Raw genomic sequence first — 18,828 nt, forward strand, 5'->3', positions numbered from 1 at the left:
CGTCAGAGGGAAATGCTGCAGAATGCTCATGATTCGATATGCGCTTTTGGCAACCATGATCTTAGTTGCTGGCTGCACTACAAATAGACTTCATTTTGCTTCGTACAGCACAGAGCAAGGATTATCCGAAATCCGGAACGCCACCACAGATGTTGAAGTTACTGGCGTATCGGGGATAGAACGCTGTAGCGACTGTACTGAACAGAGCAAAATCGTTTGGCACGCCGCTAATTACAATGGCTCGCTGTATGAAGGCTACGCCATGGTCCCAGTGAGGGACTTGGAAAATTTCATCATGTCTGCGCTTGAGTCGCGTCCCGATGGCAAAACCAAGGCAAAAATCGGAATCAAACAAATCTTCCTAAAAACCTGGAACAAGCCCGAGTACTCGGCATGTCAGGTTGAAATGTCGGTTGATATCAACGGTGCGATATATATCGGAACAGGCGTCGTCAAGATTGACAGGCCAGGGCAATCATTATTGGGGCGGAATCTCGCTCAGCTTGACCCTGATGCGCTGGACACCCTGCGTCTCGCGCTGAAGTCGGCCTATCTGAATGCGTTAAATCAGAAGAGCTAGTCGCTAGCGGAAATGTGAAAAGACAGAGAGGGATAGATTTATTAAGCGGCCAGATCACCTTAGCAATAAATAAATTCGTCCGCCTTTTTTAAATATCATCTGATTAGAGTTGGGTCATGGTTTCTATCGCTGTTCAGGAAGAAGTTCGAGGCCGCCTTCGCCGTGCCGAGAACGAGCACGACGTGAAGGTGCTTTTAGCCGTTGAATCAGGCAGTCGCGCCTGGGGATTTGCCTCTCCGAATAGCGACTACGACGCACGCTTCATCTACGTCAATAAACCTGAGTGGTATTTGTCTGTCGGCCTTGAGGAACAACGCGACGTCATCGAGTATCCGATCGTTGACGACATGGACATCAATGGCTGGGATCTGCGCAAGGCGTTGAGGCTATTCTGGAAGTCCAATCCAGGTTTTGTGGAGTGGCTGCAGTCCACCATCGTTTACGAACACTCAGGATCCTTTCACGAGCGGGCCAAGGAGTTGCTGCCGCTGGTGTACTCGGTCGAAAGTGGCATCTACCATTATCGCAGCATGGCCAAAACCAACTACAGGGGGTATTTGCAGACCCCTCAAGTACCGCTGAAAAAGTATTTTTACGTACTGCGCCCCTTGTTATCGGTGCGGTGGCTGGAACAGTTTCATAAGCCCGCCCCCATCGAGTTTGACAAGCTGCGCGGAGTCATCGAAGACGAGCCCGGACTCCAGCAGGCCATCGATGACTTGCTTGCAATAAAACGCACGTCTCCCGAGATGGGGCTATCGCCCCAGATCATGCCCATCCAGCAATTCATTGAGCGTGAACTGCATCGACTCGAGGCCATCAAGCCGAACCGTAGCGAACGCAAAGAGGTTGAGCCATTACTTTCCGAACTGTTTCGCTCTGTACTGAAAGAAACGTGGGGATGACGCAAAAATACAGGGACCGACCACGAACATGAGATTGAGTAAAATGTGGTCTGTCCCATTGATAGAACTGGTTATGCGACTTCTGTTCTCCATAATCACTCACTGGCCATATTTAGAGTGCTCGTTATGCCAGCTTCCTCTGATCAAAAAACCGCTGTCGTTTTATGCGCAGCTTCAAATAGTGACTTGGAGGATCTGGTAGCCATTCGGATTGAGGCTATGCGCGAAAGCCTTGAGCGGCTCGGGCGATTTGATCCTAATCGTGCGCGTGAACGATTTCTTAGTGGGTTCGACGTTAACAGCACACGCCGCATAGTGGTATCAGGTGATCTGGTCGGTTTTGTCGTCATAAAAAACCATCTGAGCGAGCTGCTACTTGACCACTTGTATGTCATACCCGGCGCTCAAGGATTAGGAATAGGCTCTGAAGTTCTCACTCGGATTTTCAGAGAGGCTGATGAAATCGGGCTTCCTATTAAGGTTGGCGCACTCAAGGAAAGCGCTTCAAATCGTTTCTACACTCGACATGGCTTCGTATTTGTCGAGAGCGGCGAGTTTGATAATTACTATGTCCGCGCCAACAGTAATGCCGTTAGCCCGTAATACGCAAAAAATAGGGGACAGGGGATAGGGGATAGGGGACAGATTTATTTTTTTGGCCAAAGGTTAGCCCAATGCCCCCCCACCAATGGCAAATAAATCCGTCCCCTTTTTCCCTTATGGACAGCGGCGCCTCAACAAACGGCGGCTTGAGGTAATGATCCAGCGCCCGCTCGGCGGCGGCGTGGAGTTTTTTGGAATCGGTGGAGGCGTAAGGGGAAGTGCCTGGGGTTTCTACGGAATCGGGAGTGACCTTGTGCATGGTGAAGCTCCTAAACAAAGTTTTTGGGGGCTGTATCACCTATACCTGTTCAGGTCGCTAAACCCGGTCGCTGAATTGGCAGCGACACCCGGAGGTTATCCACATGTCTTCCCACCCGGCAACCTTGAAAAGCTGTCGGAAAATTCTTCCGAAATCGAATTTTCTGTAGTCACCTCCTAGAACAGAACCAGATATTCCGGGAAAGCAGAAAGTAGATCGACTTCTAAGGGCCGGTTAGATTTTTTGGAATATAAAAAACATTACTTACTCAAAATTGGCACAGCAACCTGTTATTTCTGACAGTATCTATTCTACCTCTACCTCCCCAGTATGTTTATACGTCACCGACCCACCTCGTGACATTTAGTTGCAATAACTCCCGTTCAGTCTGGGGAGTACTATTCAAGACTTGGCAAACCATATAAGCATATCTAGGTACCTACTATGAATTACAGTGAAGCGATTTCTTTTTCGGCTGACGATTCCTCATCAACGAATGATGAGCGGCGCATCGTAGGTCGCGACGATGGTGCCGCAACATATATGCCGTCCGGCGAGCAACTGAGCAGTCGGGAGGTAATATTTCTTAGGACTACAAACTCTCCGTTTGAAGGTCATAAAGCGGAATTTACTTCACCTCACTTCTGGCTCCCTGACTTGAATGATCCAACCACTCTCATCAGTATGGATTTTAATCTTGCCGGATGGGGAAACACCGGCAACGTGGAACGCAGAACATTCAGATTAAATCTTGAATGGACACTATCGCCGAATGATGAAAAGTCATGGGTCATCTATGAACTCATGGGAGTAATAATAGATAGCGCTGTATCGATCACTAACTACTTGCATGTTCGAAAACGCGAGCCTGCGCGCTACTGGCGTGTTAAAGCTCTGTTTCCAGATGAAAGCTATGCAAATTGTGGTAGTCGGATTAGCTGGGCTGTCTACAACCTCCCAACCGGTTCGAAAGTGCATCACAACTGAATGGACAAACCTTCTTAATACGGGAACAGACCACGATTATGGATTCTAGCAAAACGTGGTCTATCCCCGCCCCCTTTAAACTCAGTTGCTAGCGTCACTCGTCGCACATCAACTCTATACTGCTTATCCATTCATCCGTGGCGTTGTGCCTTGCGTAATAAGCAAGCCTTTCTGTTTCGCTTAAACTTGTGAAAAACGGGAAGAAGTAGTTGTCATTGTAGTAACCCTGAGCGCCTTGCATATTTCCACCCCACCATAATGAGTTATACCCCTCAAAGGCTACCCAGGGTGGAGGTACGGCAAGCGTCTCACGATGAATAGCCTTCAGAAAATCAGTGCTGTTCGTAACCAACCGTATAGTGACGGAGTTGAATTCTCTAGTGGATACAGAAAAAATCAAGCTCTCACTTTTTTGAGCTTTCTCATACCGTTTAACAGGGAGACCGTCGAACACTTCCTCGTTTTTAAACTTGAAGTTGGATTCCACGAGCACCCAAAACGCATGAACGTCGCATCCATCGATCAAGAGCGAAGCGTAATAAGCTGGAACACCCACATCCTCCAAAGACACCGCCCTCAGCTGGCCAGACTGAGTGTGGATCGTGTGCAACAAAGGCTCAGTAAAAACCGACTTGAGCTCTGCTATGGAATACCCGACAACTTGTTCCTTGGGGTCTCGCCTTACAAAGGTCTTGATACGACTGAAAAAATTCATAACCCTCCTCATTCCTTGAGATATTCAGTTAGCCACGTCGCCCCGCGATAATCGGCCGCAGCCCCACAACACGTCAAAACACCAACTGCAACGTCTCCTTCCCCTCCAACGTAAGCAAAAACTGCTTCACCCCCAACCCACCCGCAAACCCGGTCAAACTCCCCGAAGCCCCAATCACCCGATGGCACGGCGCAACAATCGAAATCGGATTTTTCCCGTTAGCCGCCCCCACCGCCCGAACCGCTTTCGGGTTACCAATCTGCACCGCAATCTGGCTATAACTGCGCGTCTCCCCAAACGGTATCGTCAGCAGCGCCTGCCAAACCTTCTGCTGAAAATCGGTGCCAGCAAAATCAAGCTCCAGCTCAAAGCAATCCCGCTCACCCGCAAAGTACTGATTGAGCTGGTGCTCAGCTTCCAGCAACACCGGGCTGTGGATATCTTCGTGCAACGGGCCAAGGCGAACGCGGTCGGGTTTGTCGTTCTCCCAGAGGATTGCGCAGAGCTTGCTGCCTTTGGCGACCAGGGTGAGGGTGCCGACGGGGGATTTCATCAGTTTGAATACGTACGACATGGTTGACTCCTTGATCCGACAGTAGCTTCAGACGTCGCCGGACGCTGAAGGCGATCGTTCATCTGTGTCAGAGGACGTATTCAGAGTAATTGTGGGTTCAAACGCAAGAACTACGTTTCTTGCGATTGAATTTCACGGGCTGATACCACCGGCATTTGGCGCTATTGATCTTCAGCGTCCTCAGTCTCTTCAACAAAGTAGCAATCACGGCGTTTGCCGTTGGGGTCGATGATGAAAACGCCCTGCCCTCTGCCGCACTCAAACGAGTGGGGGGTTGAATAGGCTCTTCTCTTGTCGATCCAGGCATTCAGTTGGGAGATGTAGATGGCCATGCCAATGGCGATGCTCAGCACCAGCAGCAAGCATAAAACAAACTGTGCGGTGTAGTGGTCGCTTTCCTTTTCCGAGCCTGCGGGTTGCATGTCGAGGTCCTGTTGTTGAAACACGCCGCCACAATAGGGACCAGCGGGTTAACGTCAGGTGAACATTGTCGCGAAGAATCGCAACTCCGCTATCCTCTGACCCACCAGTAAAAAACCGTGGGTCTGTGCGTGCATATTCATCTGTTGTTGGTCGAAGACAACATCGACCTGGCGAACACTGTCATCGAATACCTGGAAATCACCGGGATCGTCTGCGACCACGCCAGTGATGGGCAAATGGGTTTGAACCTGGCACTTGCTCAGCACTATGACGTGATCTTGCTGGACATCATGCTGCCGCGCCTGGACGGTCAACAGCTGTGTAAAAAGCTGCGCGAACAGGGCAATCAGACGCCGATCCTGATGCTCACCTCGCTGGATGCCCTGGCCGACAAACTCGCCAGTTTCTCGGTCGGGGCCGACGACTATCTGGTCAAGCCGTTCGAACTGCCGGAACTGGTTGCGCGGATCCGCGCCCTGAGCCTGCGCCGCAGTGGCCAGGCCAGCCGGCTGCAAGTTGCGGACCTGATCATGGACCTTTCAACGCGCAAGGTCAGTCGCAACGGTCAGGAGCTGCACCTGTCACCGACCGGCTGGACGTTGCTCGAATGCCTGATGCGCGCCAGCCCCGTGCCGGTCAACCGCGAACGCCTGGAAGCAGCGATCTGGGGCGACGAACTGCCGGACAGCAACACGCTCAAGGTGCACATGCACCGTCTGCGCAAGGCGGTCGACAAAGACTTCGATGTGGCGTTGATCCAGACGTTGCCCGGTATCGGCGTTCAGTTGGGGGCGACATGCGCAAAGGCCTGAGCCTGAAGTGGGTGATCAGTGGCAGTCTGCTGTTGATCATTGCCGTGGTGCTGATCATCTATAACCAGCTGCTGCCGGTGTACACCATGCGCGGGTTCCTGTTTACCGCCAGCGCGATGATGGAAGAGGAAGCGCAATACTTTGCCCGGCATTACCAGCAGGACCCGACGACCCCGCCACCCGATAACTACTTCGTCAAGAGTGCTATCGGCAAGGAGGCCTTGCCGAAGAACATCCGCGACCTGCTCGACACCACGCCGACATTGGTCTTCGGCGCCGTGCAGTTCTTCAGTGACATGGAATCCGACGACGAGGATGACGGTACGGCCATCCTGATCCACCCGTTGTACGACGGTAAAACGCTGTATATGTACGGCACCGACCACGACCATGAAGCAGGTGGCGTGGTTGAGACGCCGTTGTCCGATGCCTACCTGGAACACGAGTTGGCGATGATCAGCATGATCGGTCTGGCAGTGTTTATTCCCGCGCTGGTCATCATCGCCCTGCTGGTGTGGTGGGTGGTCCGGCCGCTCGGCCGGCTGACGCAGTGGTCGACCCGCCTGGAATGCGTCGGCGCGGCGCCGAATGGCCGGCCGCATTTCATCTTTCGCGAGTTCAACGTGCTGGCCGATTCACTGGCCCACAGCGTGCAACAGGTTAAAGCCGCGAGCCTGCGTGAAGAGCGTCTGCTGCGCTACACCAGCCATGAACTGCGTACACCGCTGGCGGTGCTCAAGGCCAATGTCGAATTGCTCGCCGTGCAGTCCGGCGGCGAACTGCCCCCGCCCTTGCAGCGGATCGAGCGCTCGGTGCTGAACATGCAGCGGATTGCCGAGACGTTGTTGTGGATGAGCCGCGAGAGCCCGGAAGCGCTTCGCGAAGAACCGCTCGACATGCGCCAGTTGCTCAATGAACTGATCAAGGAACATCGCTACCTGATCGGCAAACGCGATATCGAATTGATCCTGCGCATCAGCGACGAGCCTTGCCGTCTGCCCCTGACCGCGTGCCGCATCGTGGTGGGTAACTTCCTGCGCAACGCCTTGCAATATGCCGACGATGGCAGCGTCGAAATCACCTTCGAACAGCTGCAACTGCGCATCGTCAACCGGATACGCGACACCCCGCTGCATCAGGAATCTACCGATTTCGGTTACGGCCTCGGGCTCGAACTGATGCACCAGCTCTGCGCAAAACTGGGCTGGCACATCGAGGTCGCGCCCGAAAAGAACCGCTTCACGGTTACCCTGAACTTCTCAGCTCAGGCACCGGAGCCGCTCCCGGAGACAACGGACGCCTGAGTCCTTGTCAACACGCCTCCTCCAACTCGTCATGCAGCAAGCCAAAGATTTCGCGCTTCATCTCGATGAATTTGATGGCGGAATGCGTGGCGATTTGTGGCGAGGGAGCTTGCTCCCGCTGGGGCGCAGAGCGCCCCCCAAACGTGTTGCCAGGCAAACCCCGTCAGCAGGTTTTGCGCCTGCTTCGCAGGCGAGCGGGAGCAAGCTCCCTCGCCACGGGTTTTGTGTCTGATGCAGCACTGCGATTAATGCGCCTCCTCCAACTCGTCATGCAGCAACCCGAAGATCTCTCGCTTCATCTCGATGAACGAGCGCTCCATGACCATGTCCAGCGTGCGTGGACGCTCGATCGGCACGTCGAGAATCTGTTTGATCCGCCCAGGTCTCGCGCCCATCACATAGACCCGGTCGCCGAGCAGAATCGCTTCGTCGATGTCGTGGGTGACGAACAGCACGGTCTTCTTGCTGTTGCCCCAGACCCGTAGCAGCAGTTGCTGCATTTGCAGACGGGTCTGGCTGTCGATGGCGCCGAAGGGTTCGTCCATCAGCAGGATTTGCGGGTCGTTGGCCAAAGCCCGGGCGATGGCCACGCGCTGCATCATGCCGCCGGAGAGTTGCTTGGCGTAGTTGTCGGCGAAGCCGGTCAGGCCGACTTCGTTGACGTAGTAGTCGACAATTTCCTTGCGCTGGGCCGCCGGCATGCCGCGACGCTTGAGGCCAAACTCGACGTTTTGCCGCACGGTCAGCCAGGGGAACAGCGTGTAGCTCTGGAAGACCATGCCGCGATCCGCGCCCGGGCCTTCGACGTGCCGGCCGCCGACGTAGATCTCGCCTTCGGTGGGTTCGGCCAGGCCTGCCGTCAGGTACAGCAGGCTGGATTTTCCGCAGCCCGAGGGCCCGACCAGCACCGCGAATTGCTGGTCCGGCACTTCGAACGAAACCTTTTCCAGCGCCGTAAAAATCCCGCCATCAGGCTTCTGGTAACGCAGGCTGACCTTGTCCACTTGCAGCCGTGGCGCGGCGTGCACCGGCGCTGCAGTGGGTGTGGTGAAACGATGATTGGCGGCGGTTACTGAGCCCATGCGGCGATCCTCAGTCGAAGAAAACGGAACAGTTGATCGGTGATCAGGCCCAACAGGCCGATGATCGCGATCGCCAGAAAGATCACATCCACCTGAAAGCCGCGCATGGCTTTGAGGCTCAGGTAGCCGAGACCACTGGAAGCGGCCACCAGTTCGGCGACCACCAGGTACGTCCAGGCCCAGCCCATGGTGACGCGCAAGGTGTCGAGCACACCCGGCAACGAGGCCGGAGCGATCACATGCAGCACCGCATCGCGGCGATTGGAACCGAGGGTGTACGAGGCGTTGATCAGGTCCTTGGAGATGCCTTTGGAGACATCGGCGATCATCACCAGTTGCTGGAAGAACACGCCGAAAATGATCACCGAGACCCGCTGCTCCAGACCGATGCCGATCCACAGGATGAACAGCGGCACAAAGGAGGTCACCGGCAGGTAGCGGATGAAGTTGACCATCGGTTCGAGGAACGCCTGGACGATGCGGAAACTGCCCATCAGCAACCCCAACGGCACCGCCACCAGCGACGAGACGATGAAGCCGACCATCACCACTTCCAGGCTTGCCCAAACGTGGACCCCAAGTGTGCCGTCGCGCGCCAGGCGCACGGCGGCATCGAGTACCGCGCCGGGTGTCGGCAGGAACATGCCCGGCACCACGCCGCCGTACGACAACCCGGCCCAGAGGCCGACCAGCAGCACCCAGGCCAGGCCGCTGGCGCTCCAGATCACCTTGACCGGCAAGCCGGTCTTGGGCGTGATGCAGCGGCTCAACCATGAATTTCGCTTGAACATGGCCACCTCCTACAGCGGGCTGACGAAGCGGTTGTCGACCAGTTCGTCGTGGCTGACGTTGTAGGGTTTGCCTTGCAGTTCGCTGGCGGTTTCATTGGCGATTTTGATCAGCGCTGCGCTGTCACCCGGTTTGCCCGGCGAGCCAAGGAGTTTTTCGCTCATGGCCTGATCGTAGAAGCGCACGCCTTTGGCGGCCGCGGCCAGTTCCTTCGGATCGGCGAGGTATCCGCCGACGCCTTTGGCCATGATTGCGTAAGCTTCGTCCGGATGCTCCTGGGTGTACTTCACCGCTTTATACAAACCGGCGACCAGGGCTTTTACGTCTTCCGGTTGTTTCTCGATGACGTTGCAGTTGAGCGCGACCACGTCGACGATCACGCCAGGGGTGGTGCTGCTGTCGATCAGCACTTTGCCTTGCTTCTTGTCGCGGACCATCGACAGATGGGGTTCCCAGGTCACGGCGGCCGGTACGCGACCGGCGATGAACGCGGTGGCGGCATCGTCGGCAGTCATGTTCTGCACGGTGATGTCGCTCATTTTCATGCCATTCTTTTTCAGCAGGTAGGAGAGCCAGAACTGCGAGGTCGAGCCCTCGTTCACCGCCACGGCTTTGCCTTTGAGCTCTTGCAGGCTCATGACGTCCTTGCCCACCAACACACCGTCGCCACCATGGCTGTCATCCAGAGCCGCTACCGCTTTGAAGCAGAATTGCGGGCGATACTTGAGCACTTCATCGATGGTCGAGGCCGAGCCGGACAACTGGCCCGAAGCCTGGGCGGCCATGTACATCGAGGCTTCTTCTACCACCGGCAGTTCGACGCTCAGGCCGTTCTCCTTGAAGTAGCCCAGGTCCTGGGCGAGGTAGAGGGTGCCGTAACCGACCCACGTGGTGTGGCCGATGGACAGGGTGCCGGCCTGGGCGCTGGTGGCGACCCCGGCAGCGATGGCGGTGATCGCGAGTGGTTGAGCGAAACGGGTTAGCAAGGACTTGATCATGGAGCACTCCCACAGCTGTTGATTTAGTTTTGTCCTGGGCAGTACGGCCAGCGGCCTTGGAACAGGTGCTACCTGCGGTCTCGGAATGGACCTTGAGGTGGTCAGCGTTCGGCTGACTGGCGAGGTTGATGTTGGCCCAAGGAAGACCATAGGAAAACGAGGAAATATGTCGCTGCGAATGAAGAAAAACCTCGGTAGCGCGCACTGCAAATGGGCGCCATGGGCGGGGGTGCCCGGGGTGGGTGCAAAAGGTGAGAAGTGTACTGAACGGGCAATAGCTATCGCGGGCAAGCCTTGCTCCTACAGGTTGTGTGTCGAACCACGCAGGTGTGATCGACTACAAATCCGTAGGAGCAAGGCTTGCCCGCGACAAGATCCGCAGGACCTTCCAGCAATCTCAGAGCCGGCCGTATTCCTGCGCCGTACGATCCACCGCGCGCAAGGTTTTGCCGACCAGTTCATCCACTTCTTCACGCGTGGCAATCAGCGCCGGAGCCATGATCATCCGGCCGAGTGTGGAGCGAATGATCACTCCTTCTTCGAAGCCAATCGTGCGGCAGCGCCAGGCGATGTCGTTCTCGTTGGCGAAGCGTTTGCGGCTGGCTTTGTCCTCGGCCAATTGCAAGGCCGCGACCATGCCCACGCCCTGGATATCACCGACCAACGGGTGATTGCCGAACACTTCGCGCAAGCATTTCTGCAGGTACGGGCCGATGTCGTCCTTGACCCGCGTGACCACGCCTTCATCGCGCAAGGCCTTGAGGTTGGCGATGGCCACCGCCGCCGCCACCGGGTGCCCGGAATAGGTCAGGCCGTGGGCGAATACCCCGCCCTGTTCCACCAACACCTGGGCCATTTTTTTCGACAGAACCAGCCCGCCCATGGGGATATAACCCGAGGTCAGGCCCTTGGCGATGGACAAGGTGTCAGGCTCGAAACCGAAGTGCTCGTGGGCGAACCATTCACCGGTGCGACCGAAGCCGCCGATCACTTCATCGGCGCACAGCAGCACGTCGTACTTGCGGCAGATCCGCTGAATTTCCGGCCAGTAGCTCTCTGGCGGAAAGATCATCCCGCCAGCGCCCTGGAACGGCTCGGCGATGAACCCGGCGACCTTGTCGGCGCCCAGTTCAAGAATCTTCTCTTCGAGTTGCTGCGCCGCCCGCAGACCAAATTCGGCGGGCGTGAGGTTGCCTTCGTGGGCGAAAAAATACGGTTCGTCGATGTGCGCGATGTCCGGAATCATCCCGCCCATTTCGTGCATGAACTTCATCCCGCCCAGCGCCGTCGCGGCCAGGGTCGAGCCGTGGTAACCGTTCCAGCGGCCGATCATGACTTTCTTCTCGGGCTTGCCGAGGATCGTCCAGTAGCGCCGTACCGTGCGGATCAGCACCTCGTTGGCCTCAGAGCCGGAGTTGGTGTAGATCGCGTGGCTGTAATGCCCCGGCAGCAGGCTGAACAACAGCTCGGAGAGCTCGATCACCTGCGGGTGGGTGGTGTGGAAAAACATGTTGTAGTACGGCAACTGCTCCAGTTGCTGGCTCGCCGCAGCCGCCAGATCCTTACGCCCGTAACCGAGGTTGGTGCACCACAGCCCGGACATGCCATCCAGATAACGCCGACCGTCGTTGTCCCACAGGTGCAGGCGGTCGCCACGGACCATCACCCGTGGACCTTCGTCGTTGAGGGCTTTCTGATCGACGAACGCGTGGATGTGATGCGCAGCATCGGCGGCCTGATAGTCGCGGGTTTCACGTGGGGTGGTCATCGCCAGTTCTCCTTTTTATTGTCAGCGCAGTTGAAACCAGGTGGTCTTCAACTGGGTGTATTTATCGAATGAGTGCAGCGACAGGTCACGGCCAAAACCGGACTGCTTGCCGCCGCCAAAAGGCACCGTTACGTCGAGCGCATCGACGCTGTTGACCGACACCGTCCCGGCGCGCAATTGTCGCGCCACGCGGTGGGCGCGGTTGAGGTCGTCGGTCCACAGTGACGCGGCTAGACCATAGACGCTGTCGTTGGCCAGTTGCAGTGCGCTGGCTTCGTCATCGAACGCCGTGACGGCCAACACCGGGCCGAACACTTCATCGCGAAACAGCGGCATGTCCGCCGTCACGCCGGTAAAAATCGTCGGCTGAATGAAGTTGTCCGAGCCGTTGATAATCGACTGCTGGCCACCGCACACACGCTTCGCTCCCTGACGTTCAGCCTGCTGGATGAATTTCATGATTCGCGCCGTTTGCCGGCTATCGACAATCGCCCCGGCAGTGCTCGACGAGTCCAGCGGATCACCCGGCTGCCAGCGTTCGACCTGGACCATGAGGCGCTCGACAAACTCGTCATGGATCGAGCGCTCCACCAGCAGCCGCGAGTTGGCCGAGCAGACTTCGCCCTGATTGAAGAAGATCCCGAACGCAGCTTTCTGCGCCGCCAGATCGAGGTCCTGACAGTCGGCGAACACCAGATTGGCGCTCTTGCCGCCGCACTCCAGCCATACCTGTTTGAGGTTCGACTGCGCCGAGTACTGCATGAAATATTTGCCGACTTCGGTGGAGCCGGTGAACACCAGGCAATCGATGTCCGGGTGCAGCCCCAAGGCCTTGCCGGCTTGTTCACCGAGGCCCGGCAGCACGTTCAGCACGCCTGGCGGCACACCCGCTTCCAGCGCCAGCTCGCCCAGACGCAAGGCGGAGAACGGTGATTGCTCGGCCGGTTTGAGGATCACCGAATTGCCGGCGGCCAGCGCCGGTGCAAGTTTCCACGCGGCCATGTCCAGCGGAAAATTCCACGGCACCACGGCGGCCACCACGCCAAGGGCTTCGCGGGTGATGGTTGCCAGCACGTTCTGCGCACTCGGGGCGATCTGGTCGTAGAGTTTGTCGAGGCTTTCGGCGTACCAGCGAAACACCCCGGCGGCGCCCGGCACATCGATGGTGTAGGCATCCATCACCGGTTTGCCCATGTTCAGCGAATCGAGCAGCGCCAGTTCTTCGCGGTTGGCCATGATCAGCTCGGCCAACCGTAGCAGTACCTGTTTACGCTCGCCGGGCGAACGCGCCGACCAGACGCCCGACTCAAACGCCTGTCGTGCGCTGATCACTGCTGCATCGACGTCTTCACTACCGCACGCTGCCACTTCAGCCAATACGGCGCCGGTGGCCGGGTTGATCGCGGCGAAGGTTTGCCCGGACTGTGCCGGCCGTTGTTTGCCCTCAATCAACGCCTGCGTAGGAAACTGCAGCGCGGCGGCCTGGCCTTGCCAATATTCAAGCTCGGACACGTTCGGATGCTCCTTGGACTTTTTAGTGTGCGATCGATGGTGGCTCAGGCGGCGGCAGGGGAAAAATAGTAAATATGTGGTCGCAGGCCATGAAAAAACTGGGCAGCCAAGCTCCCCACGTGCGCGCCATGTGGTTATTGTTCAAACACAACAAGACCGTCGCCCCAGTGGATAAGGGCGGTGCGCAAATTGCTTGGGTTCAACGGTCGAGACTGGCGTCGAATCCATTCACCCCGAGGTTTGCTGTGGCTGCCTACAATCTGCGTCAATTGAAGTACTTCATTACCACCGTCGAATGCGGCAGCGTCGCCGAGGCGTCGCGAAAGCTGTACATCGCCCAGCCGTCGATTTCCACGGCGATCAAGGGTCTGGAAAACAGCTTTGGCGTGCAGTTGCTGATTCGTCACCACGCCCAGGGCGTTTCCCTGACACCCAGTGGCGCACGTTTCTACCGCAAGGCTCAGGAACTGCTGCGCATGGCCAAGGAGTTCGAACAGAACGCCCTGGCCGACAACGACGTGGTGTCCGGGCAGATCGATATCGGCTGCTTCGAAACCGTCGCGCCGTTGTACCTGCCGCAATTGATTGCCGGGTTCTCGGCGCTGTATCCGGGGGTGGAAATCCGCATCCGTGACGGCGAGCAGCAAGAGCTGGTACAGAACCTGACCTCGGGCGCTTTCGATCTGGCGATCCTTTACGAGCACGACCTGGACGCCACCATCGAAACCGAACCGCTGATGCCGGCGCAACGGCCTTACGCGCTGCTGCCGGCCGATCATCGTTTTGCCCAGCAAGCGCAAGTGTCCCTGCGTGACCTGTGCCTGGAACCGATGATTCTGCTCGACGTGCAGCCAAGCCGAACCTACTTCGTCAGTTTGTTTGAAGAACTCGGACTGACGCCCAGAATTGCTTTCAGCTCGCCGTCGATCGAGATGGTGCGCGGGATGGTTGGCCAGGGTTTCGGCTTTTCGATTCTGGTCACCCGACCGCATTCGGAATGCACCTACGACGGGCAGAAAGTGGTCTGCGTCGACATTGTCGAAGACGTCACCGGTTCGGGGTTGGTGGCGGCCTGGCTCAAACGCGGGCAACTGACCAAACCGGCGCAGTTGTTTGCCGATTATTGTCGCGAGCAGCTGACCGCCAAGGCCCGCCCCTGATCGCTGGACGTTACGCCAACAAGCCCAGCTCCTTGGCCCGAGCCACGGCCTGGGTACGGCGTTCGACACCGAGTTTGCCGTTGATGTGGCTGGCGTGGGTTTTGACGGTGTGCAGCGAGATGAACAGCTGATCGCTGATTTCCTGGTTCGAGCAGCCTTGGGCGATCAATTGCAGGACTGCCTGTTCGCGGGCGCTGAGTGCTTCACCGGGGTGCTGCAACTCAACCGTCTCGCGGGCAGTGGCTTGGGGTAAGCGCTCGATCAGGCTCTCACGCAGTGCACCGGTCGGACACTGCGCCAGTTGCTCACGCAACCAGTCCGGGTGATCGCGCAATAACTCACCAAAAGGTTGCAGGACACCACCGGCCGCCGCCTCGAAGGCCAGCCCCAACGCCTGACGCGCTTCAGGTTCACGGCCATTGTTCAGCAACAGCGCGACCTTCTGATTCAACGCCATCACGCTGAGCATCTGCCTTCCGGTCTTCTGCCCATGTTCCAGCAATGCGTTCAAACGCCCTTCCGCCAGCATCGGCTGCCCTTGGATGGACTCCAGCAGCGCCTGTTGCAGTTCGATGTGCAGCGGCATTTGTGGATGAAACTCTGGCGGTGCCGCAGCTTGCTCGCCATTGTAGGTTTGACCCAATCGCGCCAACCAGGCTTCGGCCAGATCGGTGCGGCCCTGAGCCAGCCACAGCTCGCATTTCACCAGCGTGATCATCGCCAGGTAGTAAATCGGCGGCACGTCCCAGATGTGCATCAGCCGTTCAGCCTCGGCCAGTTCGGCAAACGCCCGGGCGAACTCGCCATTGCAGCCTTCCAGCTTGGCGATCACGCAATGACCGATCAGCACGCTGATATCGCGACAGGCCCGCGCTTCGTTCAACCCTGTCCGCAAACGCGCCAGCCCGGCTTCGGGCTGCAGGCGCAGGGTCAGCAGAAAACCTTCGTACAAGGTCAGACGTGCGCGAATCGCATACAGCCGCTGCGGCGATAAACCCTGCAAACGTTGCTGGCCCTGATGCACTTCATCCAGCGAACGGAGAATTTCCCCGCGCGCTTGCAGCACCCGTGCGCGGTCGTAATGGGCCAGCGCTTCGAACAGCGGATTGCCGACCCGTTGCGCCAGCTCCAGCGACTCGCGGTTCAAGCCCCGGGCGCGCCACAGGTCCGCGTCGGCGATCGCCAGGTTGGACAAGGTCGACAGGCACATCAAGCGCTGCCCGTAACGTTTGTGCGGCAGGCTCTCCAGCGCTTCGGTGCAATACAGCAGCGTCAGTTCACGCTGGCCGCGGCCACGCGCGATGATCCCGCTGAGCGCGAGCCACTGCGCCAGCATGGATTTCTGCGCGGTGGCCGACGGTGCCGGCAGGAAGCGACTCAAGTGGCTGGCCAATTCTTCAGCCGCATCGAGCTGGCAGGCCAGCCCCAGCGCCCAGCTGTACAGCACGATCAGTCGCGGGGTGCTGATCAGCAGGCTGTCGGGCAAGTCCATTTTCCAGCGCAGCAGCATGCCGACGTTCTGTTCGGCCAGCAGCTGTTCTTCGGAAAGGTTCTGCACCAGGTTCGCCGCTACATCCAGGTGCCCGGCACGTAATGCCTGCTCCACCGCTTCATCGAGCAGACCCTGGGCGTTGAACCAGCGGCAGGCGCGCAAGTGCAGGCTGGCGGTGGGCACCATCGCATTGGCGGTCGGCCGACTGCGCAACAGGTCGGAAAACAGATGGTGATAACGGTACCAATGGCCGTGTTCGTCGAGCGGCACCAGGAACACTTGATGGGACAGCAGAAAGCGCAGGATCTCGGCGCTGTCATGGGCTTCGCGCACGGCGTCGCAGAGTTCGCTGCAGAAGCGCTCTTGCGGTGCGGTGTCGTATAGAAATGCCTGCACTTCGGCGGGCAGGCAGTCGATGACTTCTTCAAGCAGGTAGTCGCGTATCAAGCCTTCGCCACCGTGCAGCGGCTGCGGCAACGCGCCGCCATTGCGCGCTTCAGAGGCAGCCAGCAACCAGAAACGCAGCCCTGCGACCCAGCCTTCGCTGCGCTGGATCAGATTCTCCAGCGCCTCGCCGCGCAATGAGCTGCTGTGTCGATCCAGCAGGGTCAGGGATTCGTCGTGGGTCAGGCGCAGGTCCTGTTCGCTCAGCTCAAGCAACTGCCGCGATAGGCGCAAACGCGCCAGGTGCCAGTCGGGACGCTGGCGACTGGTCACCAGCACCAGCAGGCCATCGGGTAAGTGATTGAGGAAAAATTGCAGGCAGCGATCGAGCACCGGGCCCTGGGCCAGATGGTAGTCATCCAGAACCAGCAGCAGCGGCGCGCTCGGTGACAGGTGAATGGCCAGTTCATCGAGCAGCCCGTCCAGCCATTCTTCGAAGGCGAATGGTTGATGGCGTTGACGCATTTTCAGCAAGCCAAGGGCCTGGCTGCCCAGCTGTGGAAAATAGTTTTGCAGGCCTTCAAGCAGCCGTTCGAGGAAGCGCCCGGGATCATTGTCGCGCGGGCTCAACCCCAGCCAGAGACTTTGCCAATGCGCCGGCAGGCTCTGACAGAACTCCACCGCCAATGAGCTTTTACCGAACCCCGCCGGCGCGCTGACCAGCAGCAATCGCCCTTGCAACCCGGCACTCAGCCGCTCGCACAGACGAGGCCGCAGCACATAGCCGTCGGGCAAGGGGGGGCGGTAAAAACGCCCTTCCAGCACAGGCATTGCCGCACCGGATGGCCTTTGGATTCGGAACAGGTCAGTCATAGCCAACTCTTGTTTAAGTGCTGTTGTCGGCATTGCAGATGTCCGCAGACTAGCGGTAAACCGGAGCGGATTGAAGGTTCCTGCTACAAATGGCTACAAAAAGACTACGAACAAAAGTTACCGGGCTGGTTATGCAGCGATCTTTTTTCGAGACAAAAAAAAACGCCCCGAACCAGTCGGGGCGTTTTTCGAGGATGCGGCCTCGGTGTTACGACACGTTAGCGAACACCGTCCTGAGCCAGTGCAGCCGGGGTGAAATCACTGGTGCTCGCGGTAAAACCGAAGTCATACGCACGTTTCTCTTCGTTCTTCATGCCCAGCGCCAGATAGCGCCCGGACTGCAGGTCGTAGAGGGTTTCCAGGGCATACCACGGCACTTGCTGGTCGTAGTAGTTCTCGGCATGCGCCTCAGCCACACGCCAGAGTTGACCACGACCGTCGTAGTGATCGATGACCGCGGCTTGCCAGGTGTCTTCGTCGATGTAGAAGTCACGCTTGGCATAAATGTGGCGCTGACCTTCCTTCAGGGTCGCAACCACATGCCAGACGCGACGCAGTTCGTAACGCGCCAGGTCCTGGTTGATATGACCGGCCTTGATGATTTCGTCGTACTTGAGCGCCGGCGAGTCTAGCTTGTAGCTGTCGGAGGCGATGTACATCTCTTTCTTGCCTTCGAGCTTCCAGTCGTAACGATCCGGGGCACCGTTGTACATGTCCAGGTTATCGGAAGTACGCAGGCCATCGGCAGCCGTACCCGGCCCGTCATAAGACACTTGCGGGGCACGCCGCACACGACGCTGACCGGCGTTGTAGACCCACGCCGAACGCGGCTCCTTCACCTGGTCGAGGGTTTCGTGAACCAGCAGCACGCCACCGGCCAGACGCGCCGGTGCAGTCACTTTCTGCTTGAAGTAGAACAGGATGTTGCCCGGGTTTTTCGGGTCGTAATCCTTCATCTTGTCGCGGAACACGAACTGGTCCTGGAAGTACACCAGGCTGTAGGAACCGTTCGGTTGCGGCGTGGCCTGGGTCACCAGACGGGTCACGCTGCCACCGCGATAGCGGGTGATGTGGTTCCAGATGACCTCGACGCCGCTTTTCGGAATCGGGAACGGCACGGCAGTTTCGAAGTTTTCCAGACCGTTGCCGCCGGACACCAGGTTGGTGTTGGTGGCGTTCTTCTTGATGGCGACGAACACCTGATCCGGCACGGTCGCGCCACGATGCGACGGGTAAACCGGCATTTTGAAGGTGTCCGGGTAACGCTTGAACATTGCGTATTGGCCCGGCGCCAGTTTGTCTTTGTACTTGTCGACGTTTTGCGCGGTGATGGTGAACAGCGGTTGCTCACTGGCATACGGGTTGGACAGGAAGCCTTTGCTGTCGACGCTGCCGGCGTTTTTCTCCATGGGTTTCCAGGCCGGGATCGAGCCATCGGCATTGCCTGCCATTTCCGCGCCCATTGGCGTCAGGCTCTTGCCCAACTTGTCCGCTTCAGCGGCCGGAACTGCTGCCATGACCGCGGTTGCCAACAGCGAAAGCCCGAGGACACCCGCTTGCAACAGACTTTTGGTTACTTTCATATTCTTGTTCGTCCTGAAGATGCAG

At 57.9% G+C, this 18,828-nt stretch carries 17 protein-coding genes and 1 pseudogene; 7 read left to right on the forward strand and 11 right to left on the reverse strand.

Features of this window, described 5'->3' with window-relative positions:
* Positions 1-22 precede the first annotated feature (22 nt).
* The 3 genes from AC1RJ3_RS12515 to AC1RJ3_RS12525 all read left to right on the forward strand — a co-directional run bounded on the left by AC1RJ3_RS12515 (position 23) and on the right by AC1RJ3_RS12525 (position 2,088).
* Complete coding sequence (locus AC1RJ3_RS12515) at positions 23-580, forward strand: hypothetical protein (RefSeq protein ID WP_347928937.1); 558 nt, start codon at positions 23-25, stop codon at positions 578-580.
* A gap of 116 nt (positions 581-696) precedes the next feature.
* Positions 697-1,485, forward strand: a complete 789-nt coding sequence (locus tag AC1RJ3_RS12520) for a nucleotidyltransferase domain-containing protein (protein ID WP_493079189.1) — start codon at positions 697-699, stop codon at positions 1,483-1,485.
* A gap of 126 nt (positions 1,486-1,611) precedes the next feature.
* On the forward strand, positions 1,612-2,088 hold the full coding sequence (locus AC1RJ3_RS12525; RefSeq protein WP_493079191.1) for a GNAT family N-acetyltransferase: 477 nt from the start codon (positions 1,612-1,614) through the stop codon (positions 2,086-2,088).
* A gap of 139 nt (positions 2,089-2,227) precedes the next feature.
* On the opposite strand, the pseudogene AC1RJ3_RS12530 reads toward AC1RJ3_RS12525, so the two are convergent.
* Positions 2,228-2,347 (reverse strand): annotated as a pseudogene (locus AC1RJ3_RS12530) (DUF6124 family protein); the annotation flags it as partial.
* Positions 2,348-2,791: 444 nt separating this feature from the next.
* On the opposite strand from AC1RJ3_RS12530, the gene AC1RJ3_RS12535 reads away from it, so the two are divergent.
* Positions 2,792-3,334, forward strand: coding sequence for a hypothetical protein (locus AC1RJ3_RS12535; RefSeq protein ID WP_493079193.1), 543 nt, complete (start codon positions 2,792-2,794; stop codon positions 3,332-3,334).
* A 94-nt stretch (positions 3,335-3,428) separates the two neighbouring features.
* Here AC1RJ3_RS12535 and AC1RJ3_RS12540 read toward each other — a convergent pair whose 3' ends face one another.
* From AC1RJ3_RS12540 to AC1RJ3_RS12550, 3 genes are all read right to left on the reverse strand, one after another.
* Positions 3,429-4,049, reverse strand: coding sequence for a hypothetical protein (locus AC1RJ3_RS12540; RefSeq protein WP_493079195.1), 621 nt, complete (start codon positions 4,047-4,049; stop codon positions 3,429-3,431).
* A gap of 73 nt (positions 4,050-4,122) precedes the next feature.
* Positions 4,123-4,623 carry a methylated-DNA--[protein]-cysteine S-methyltransferase gene (locus AC1RJ3_RS12545; protein ID WP_493079197.1) on the reverse strand — a complete coding sequence of 167 codons (501 nt, stop codon included), beginning with the start codon at positions 4,621-4,623 and terminating at the stop codon, positions 4,123-4,125.
* A 161-nt stretch (positions 4,624-4,784) separates the two neighbouring features.
* A complete protein-coding gene (locus AC1RJ3_RS12550) occupies positions 4,785-5,045 on the reverse strand; it encodes a hypothetical protein (protein ID WP_054595675.1) in 261 nt (86 codons plus the stop codon).
* A 129-nt stretch (positions 5,046-5,174) separates the two neighbouring features.
* On the opposite strand from AC1RJ3_RS12550, the gene AC1RJ3_RS12555 reads away from it, so the two are divergent.
* Together AC1RJ3_RS12555 and AC1RJ3_RS12560 are read left to right on the forward strand one after the other, a co-directional pair.
* The gene (locus AC1RJ3_RS12555) at positions 5,175-5,858 is read left to right on the forward strand and encodes a response regulator transcription factor (RefSeq protein WP_347928932.1); all 684 of its coding nucleotides are present in this window, start codon (positions 5,175-5,177) and stop codon (positions 5,856-5,858) included.
* Positions 5,843-7,162, forward strand: coding sequence for a sensor histidine kinase (locus tag AC1RJ3_RS12560; protein ID WP_493079199.1), 1,320 nt, complete (start codon positions 5,843-5,845; stop codon positions 7,160-7,162). The genes AC1RJ3_RS12555 and AC1RJ3_RS12560 overlap by 16 nt, the downstream gene beginning before the upstream one ends.
* A 245-nt stretch (positions 7,163-7,407) precedes the next feature.
* Here the strand turns inward: AC1RJ3_RS12560 and AC1RJ3_RS12565 are convergent, their stop codons facing one another.
* The 5 genes from AC1RJ3_RS12565 to AC1RJ3_RS12585 form a co-directional block, all read right to left on the reverse strand.
* Positions 7,408-8,244: an ABC transporter ATP-binding protein gene (locus AC1RJ3_RS12565; RefSeq protein ID WP_493079201.1), complete on the reverse strand. Its 837-nt coding sequence runs from the start codon at positions 8,242-8,244 to the stop codon at positions 7,408-7,410.
* Complete coding sequence (locus tag AC1RJ3_RS12570) at positions 8,232-9,035, reverse strand: ABC transporter permease (RefSeq protein WP_054595672.1); 804 nt, start codon at positions 9,033-9,035, stop codon at positions 8,232-8,234. Before AC1RJ3_RS12570 ends, AC1RJ3_RS12565 begins: the two co-directional genes overlap by 13 nt.
* Positions 9,036-9,044: 9 nt before the next feature.
* Positions 9,045-10,031, reverse strand: coding sequence for an ABC transporter substrate-binding protein (locus tag AC1RJ3_RS12575; RefSeq protein ID WP_103320502.1), 987 nt, complete (start codon positions 10,029-10,031; stop codon positions 9,045-9,047).
* A gap of 397 nt (positions 10,032-10,428) precedes the next feature.
* Entirely contained in the window at positions 10,429-11,799 is a 1,371-nt protein-coding gene (locus tag AC1RJ3_RS12580; RefSeq protein WP_493079203.1) for an aspartate aminotransferase family protein, read from the reverse strand.
* A gap of 21 nt (positions 11,800-11,820) precedes the next feature.
* On the reverse strand, positions 11,821-13,311 hold the full coding sequence (locus AC1RJ3_RS12585; RefSeq protein WP_493079205.1) for an aldehyde dehydrogenase: 1,491 nt from the start codon (positions 13,309-13,311) through the stop codon (positions 11,821-11,823).
* A gap of 245 nt (positions 13,312-13,556) precedes the next feature.
* Here AC1RJ3_RS12585 and AC1RJ3_RS12590 point away from each other — a divergent pair, with 245 nt between their 5' ends.
* Positions 13,557-14,471 carry a LysR family transcriptional regulator gene (locus AC1RJ3_RS12590; protein ID WP_054598237.1) on the forward strand — a complete coding sequence of 305 codons (915 nt, stop codon included), beginning with the start codon at positions 13,557-13,559 and terminating at the stop codon, positions 14,469-14,471.
* Between the two features lie 10 nt (positions 14,472-14,481).
* Here the strand turns inward: AC1RJ3_RS12590 and AC1RJ3_RS12595 are convergent, their stop codons facing one another.
* A complete protein-coding gene (locus tag AC1RJ3_RS12595; RefSeq protein ID WP_493079208.1) occupies positions 14,482-17,220 on the reverse strand; it encodes a winged helix-turn-helix domain-containing protein in 2,739 nt (912 codons plus the stop codon).
* A gap of 218 nt (positions 17,221-17,438) precedes the next feature.
* Positions 17,439-18,803, reverse strand: coding sequence for a DUF1329 domain-containing protein (locus AC1RJ3_RS12600; RefSeq protein WP_054595667.1), 1,365 nt, complete (start codon positions 18,801-18,803; stop codon positions 17,439-17,441).
* Positions 18,804-18,828: the final 25 nt, after the last annotated feature.

Source organism: Pseudomonas sp. GW822-FHT04C11, assembly GCF_058800905.1.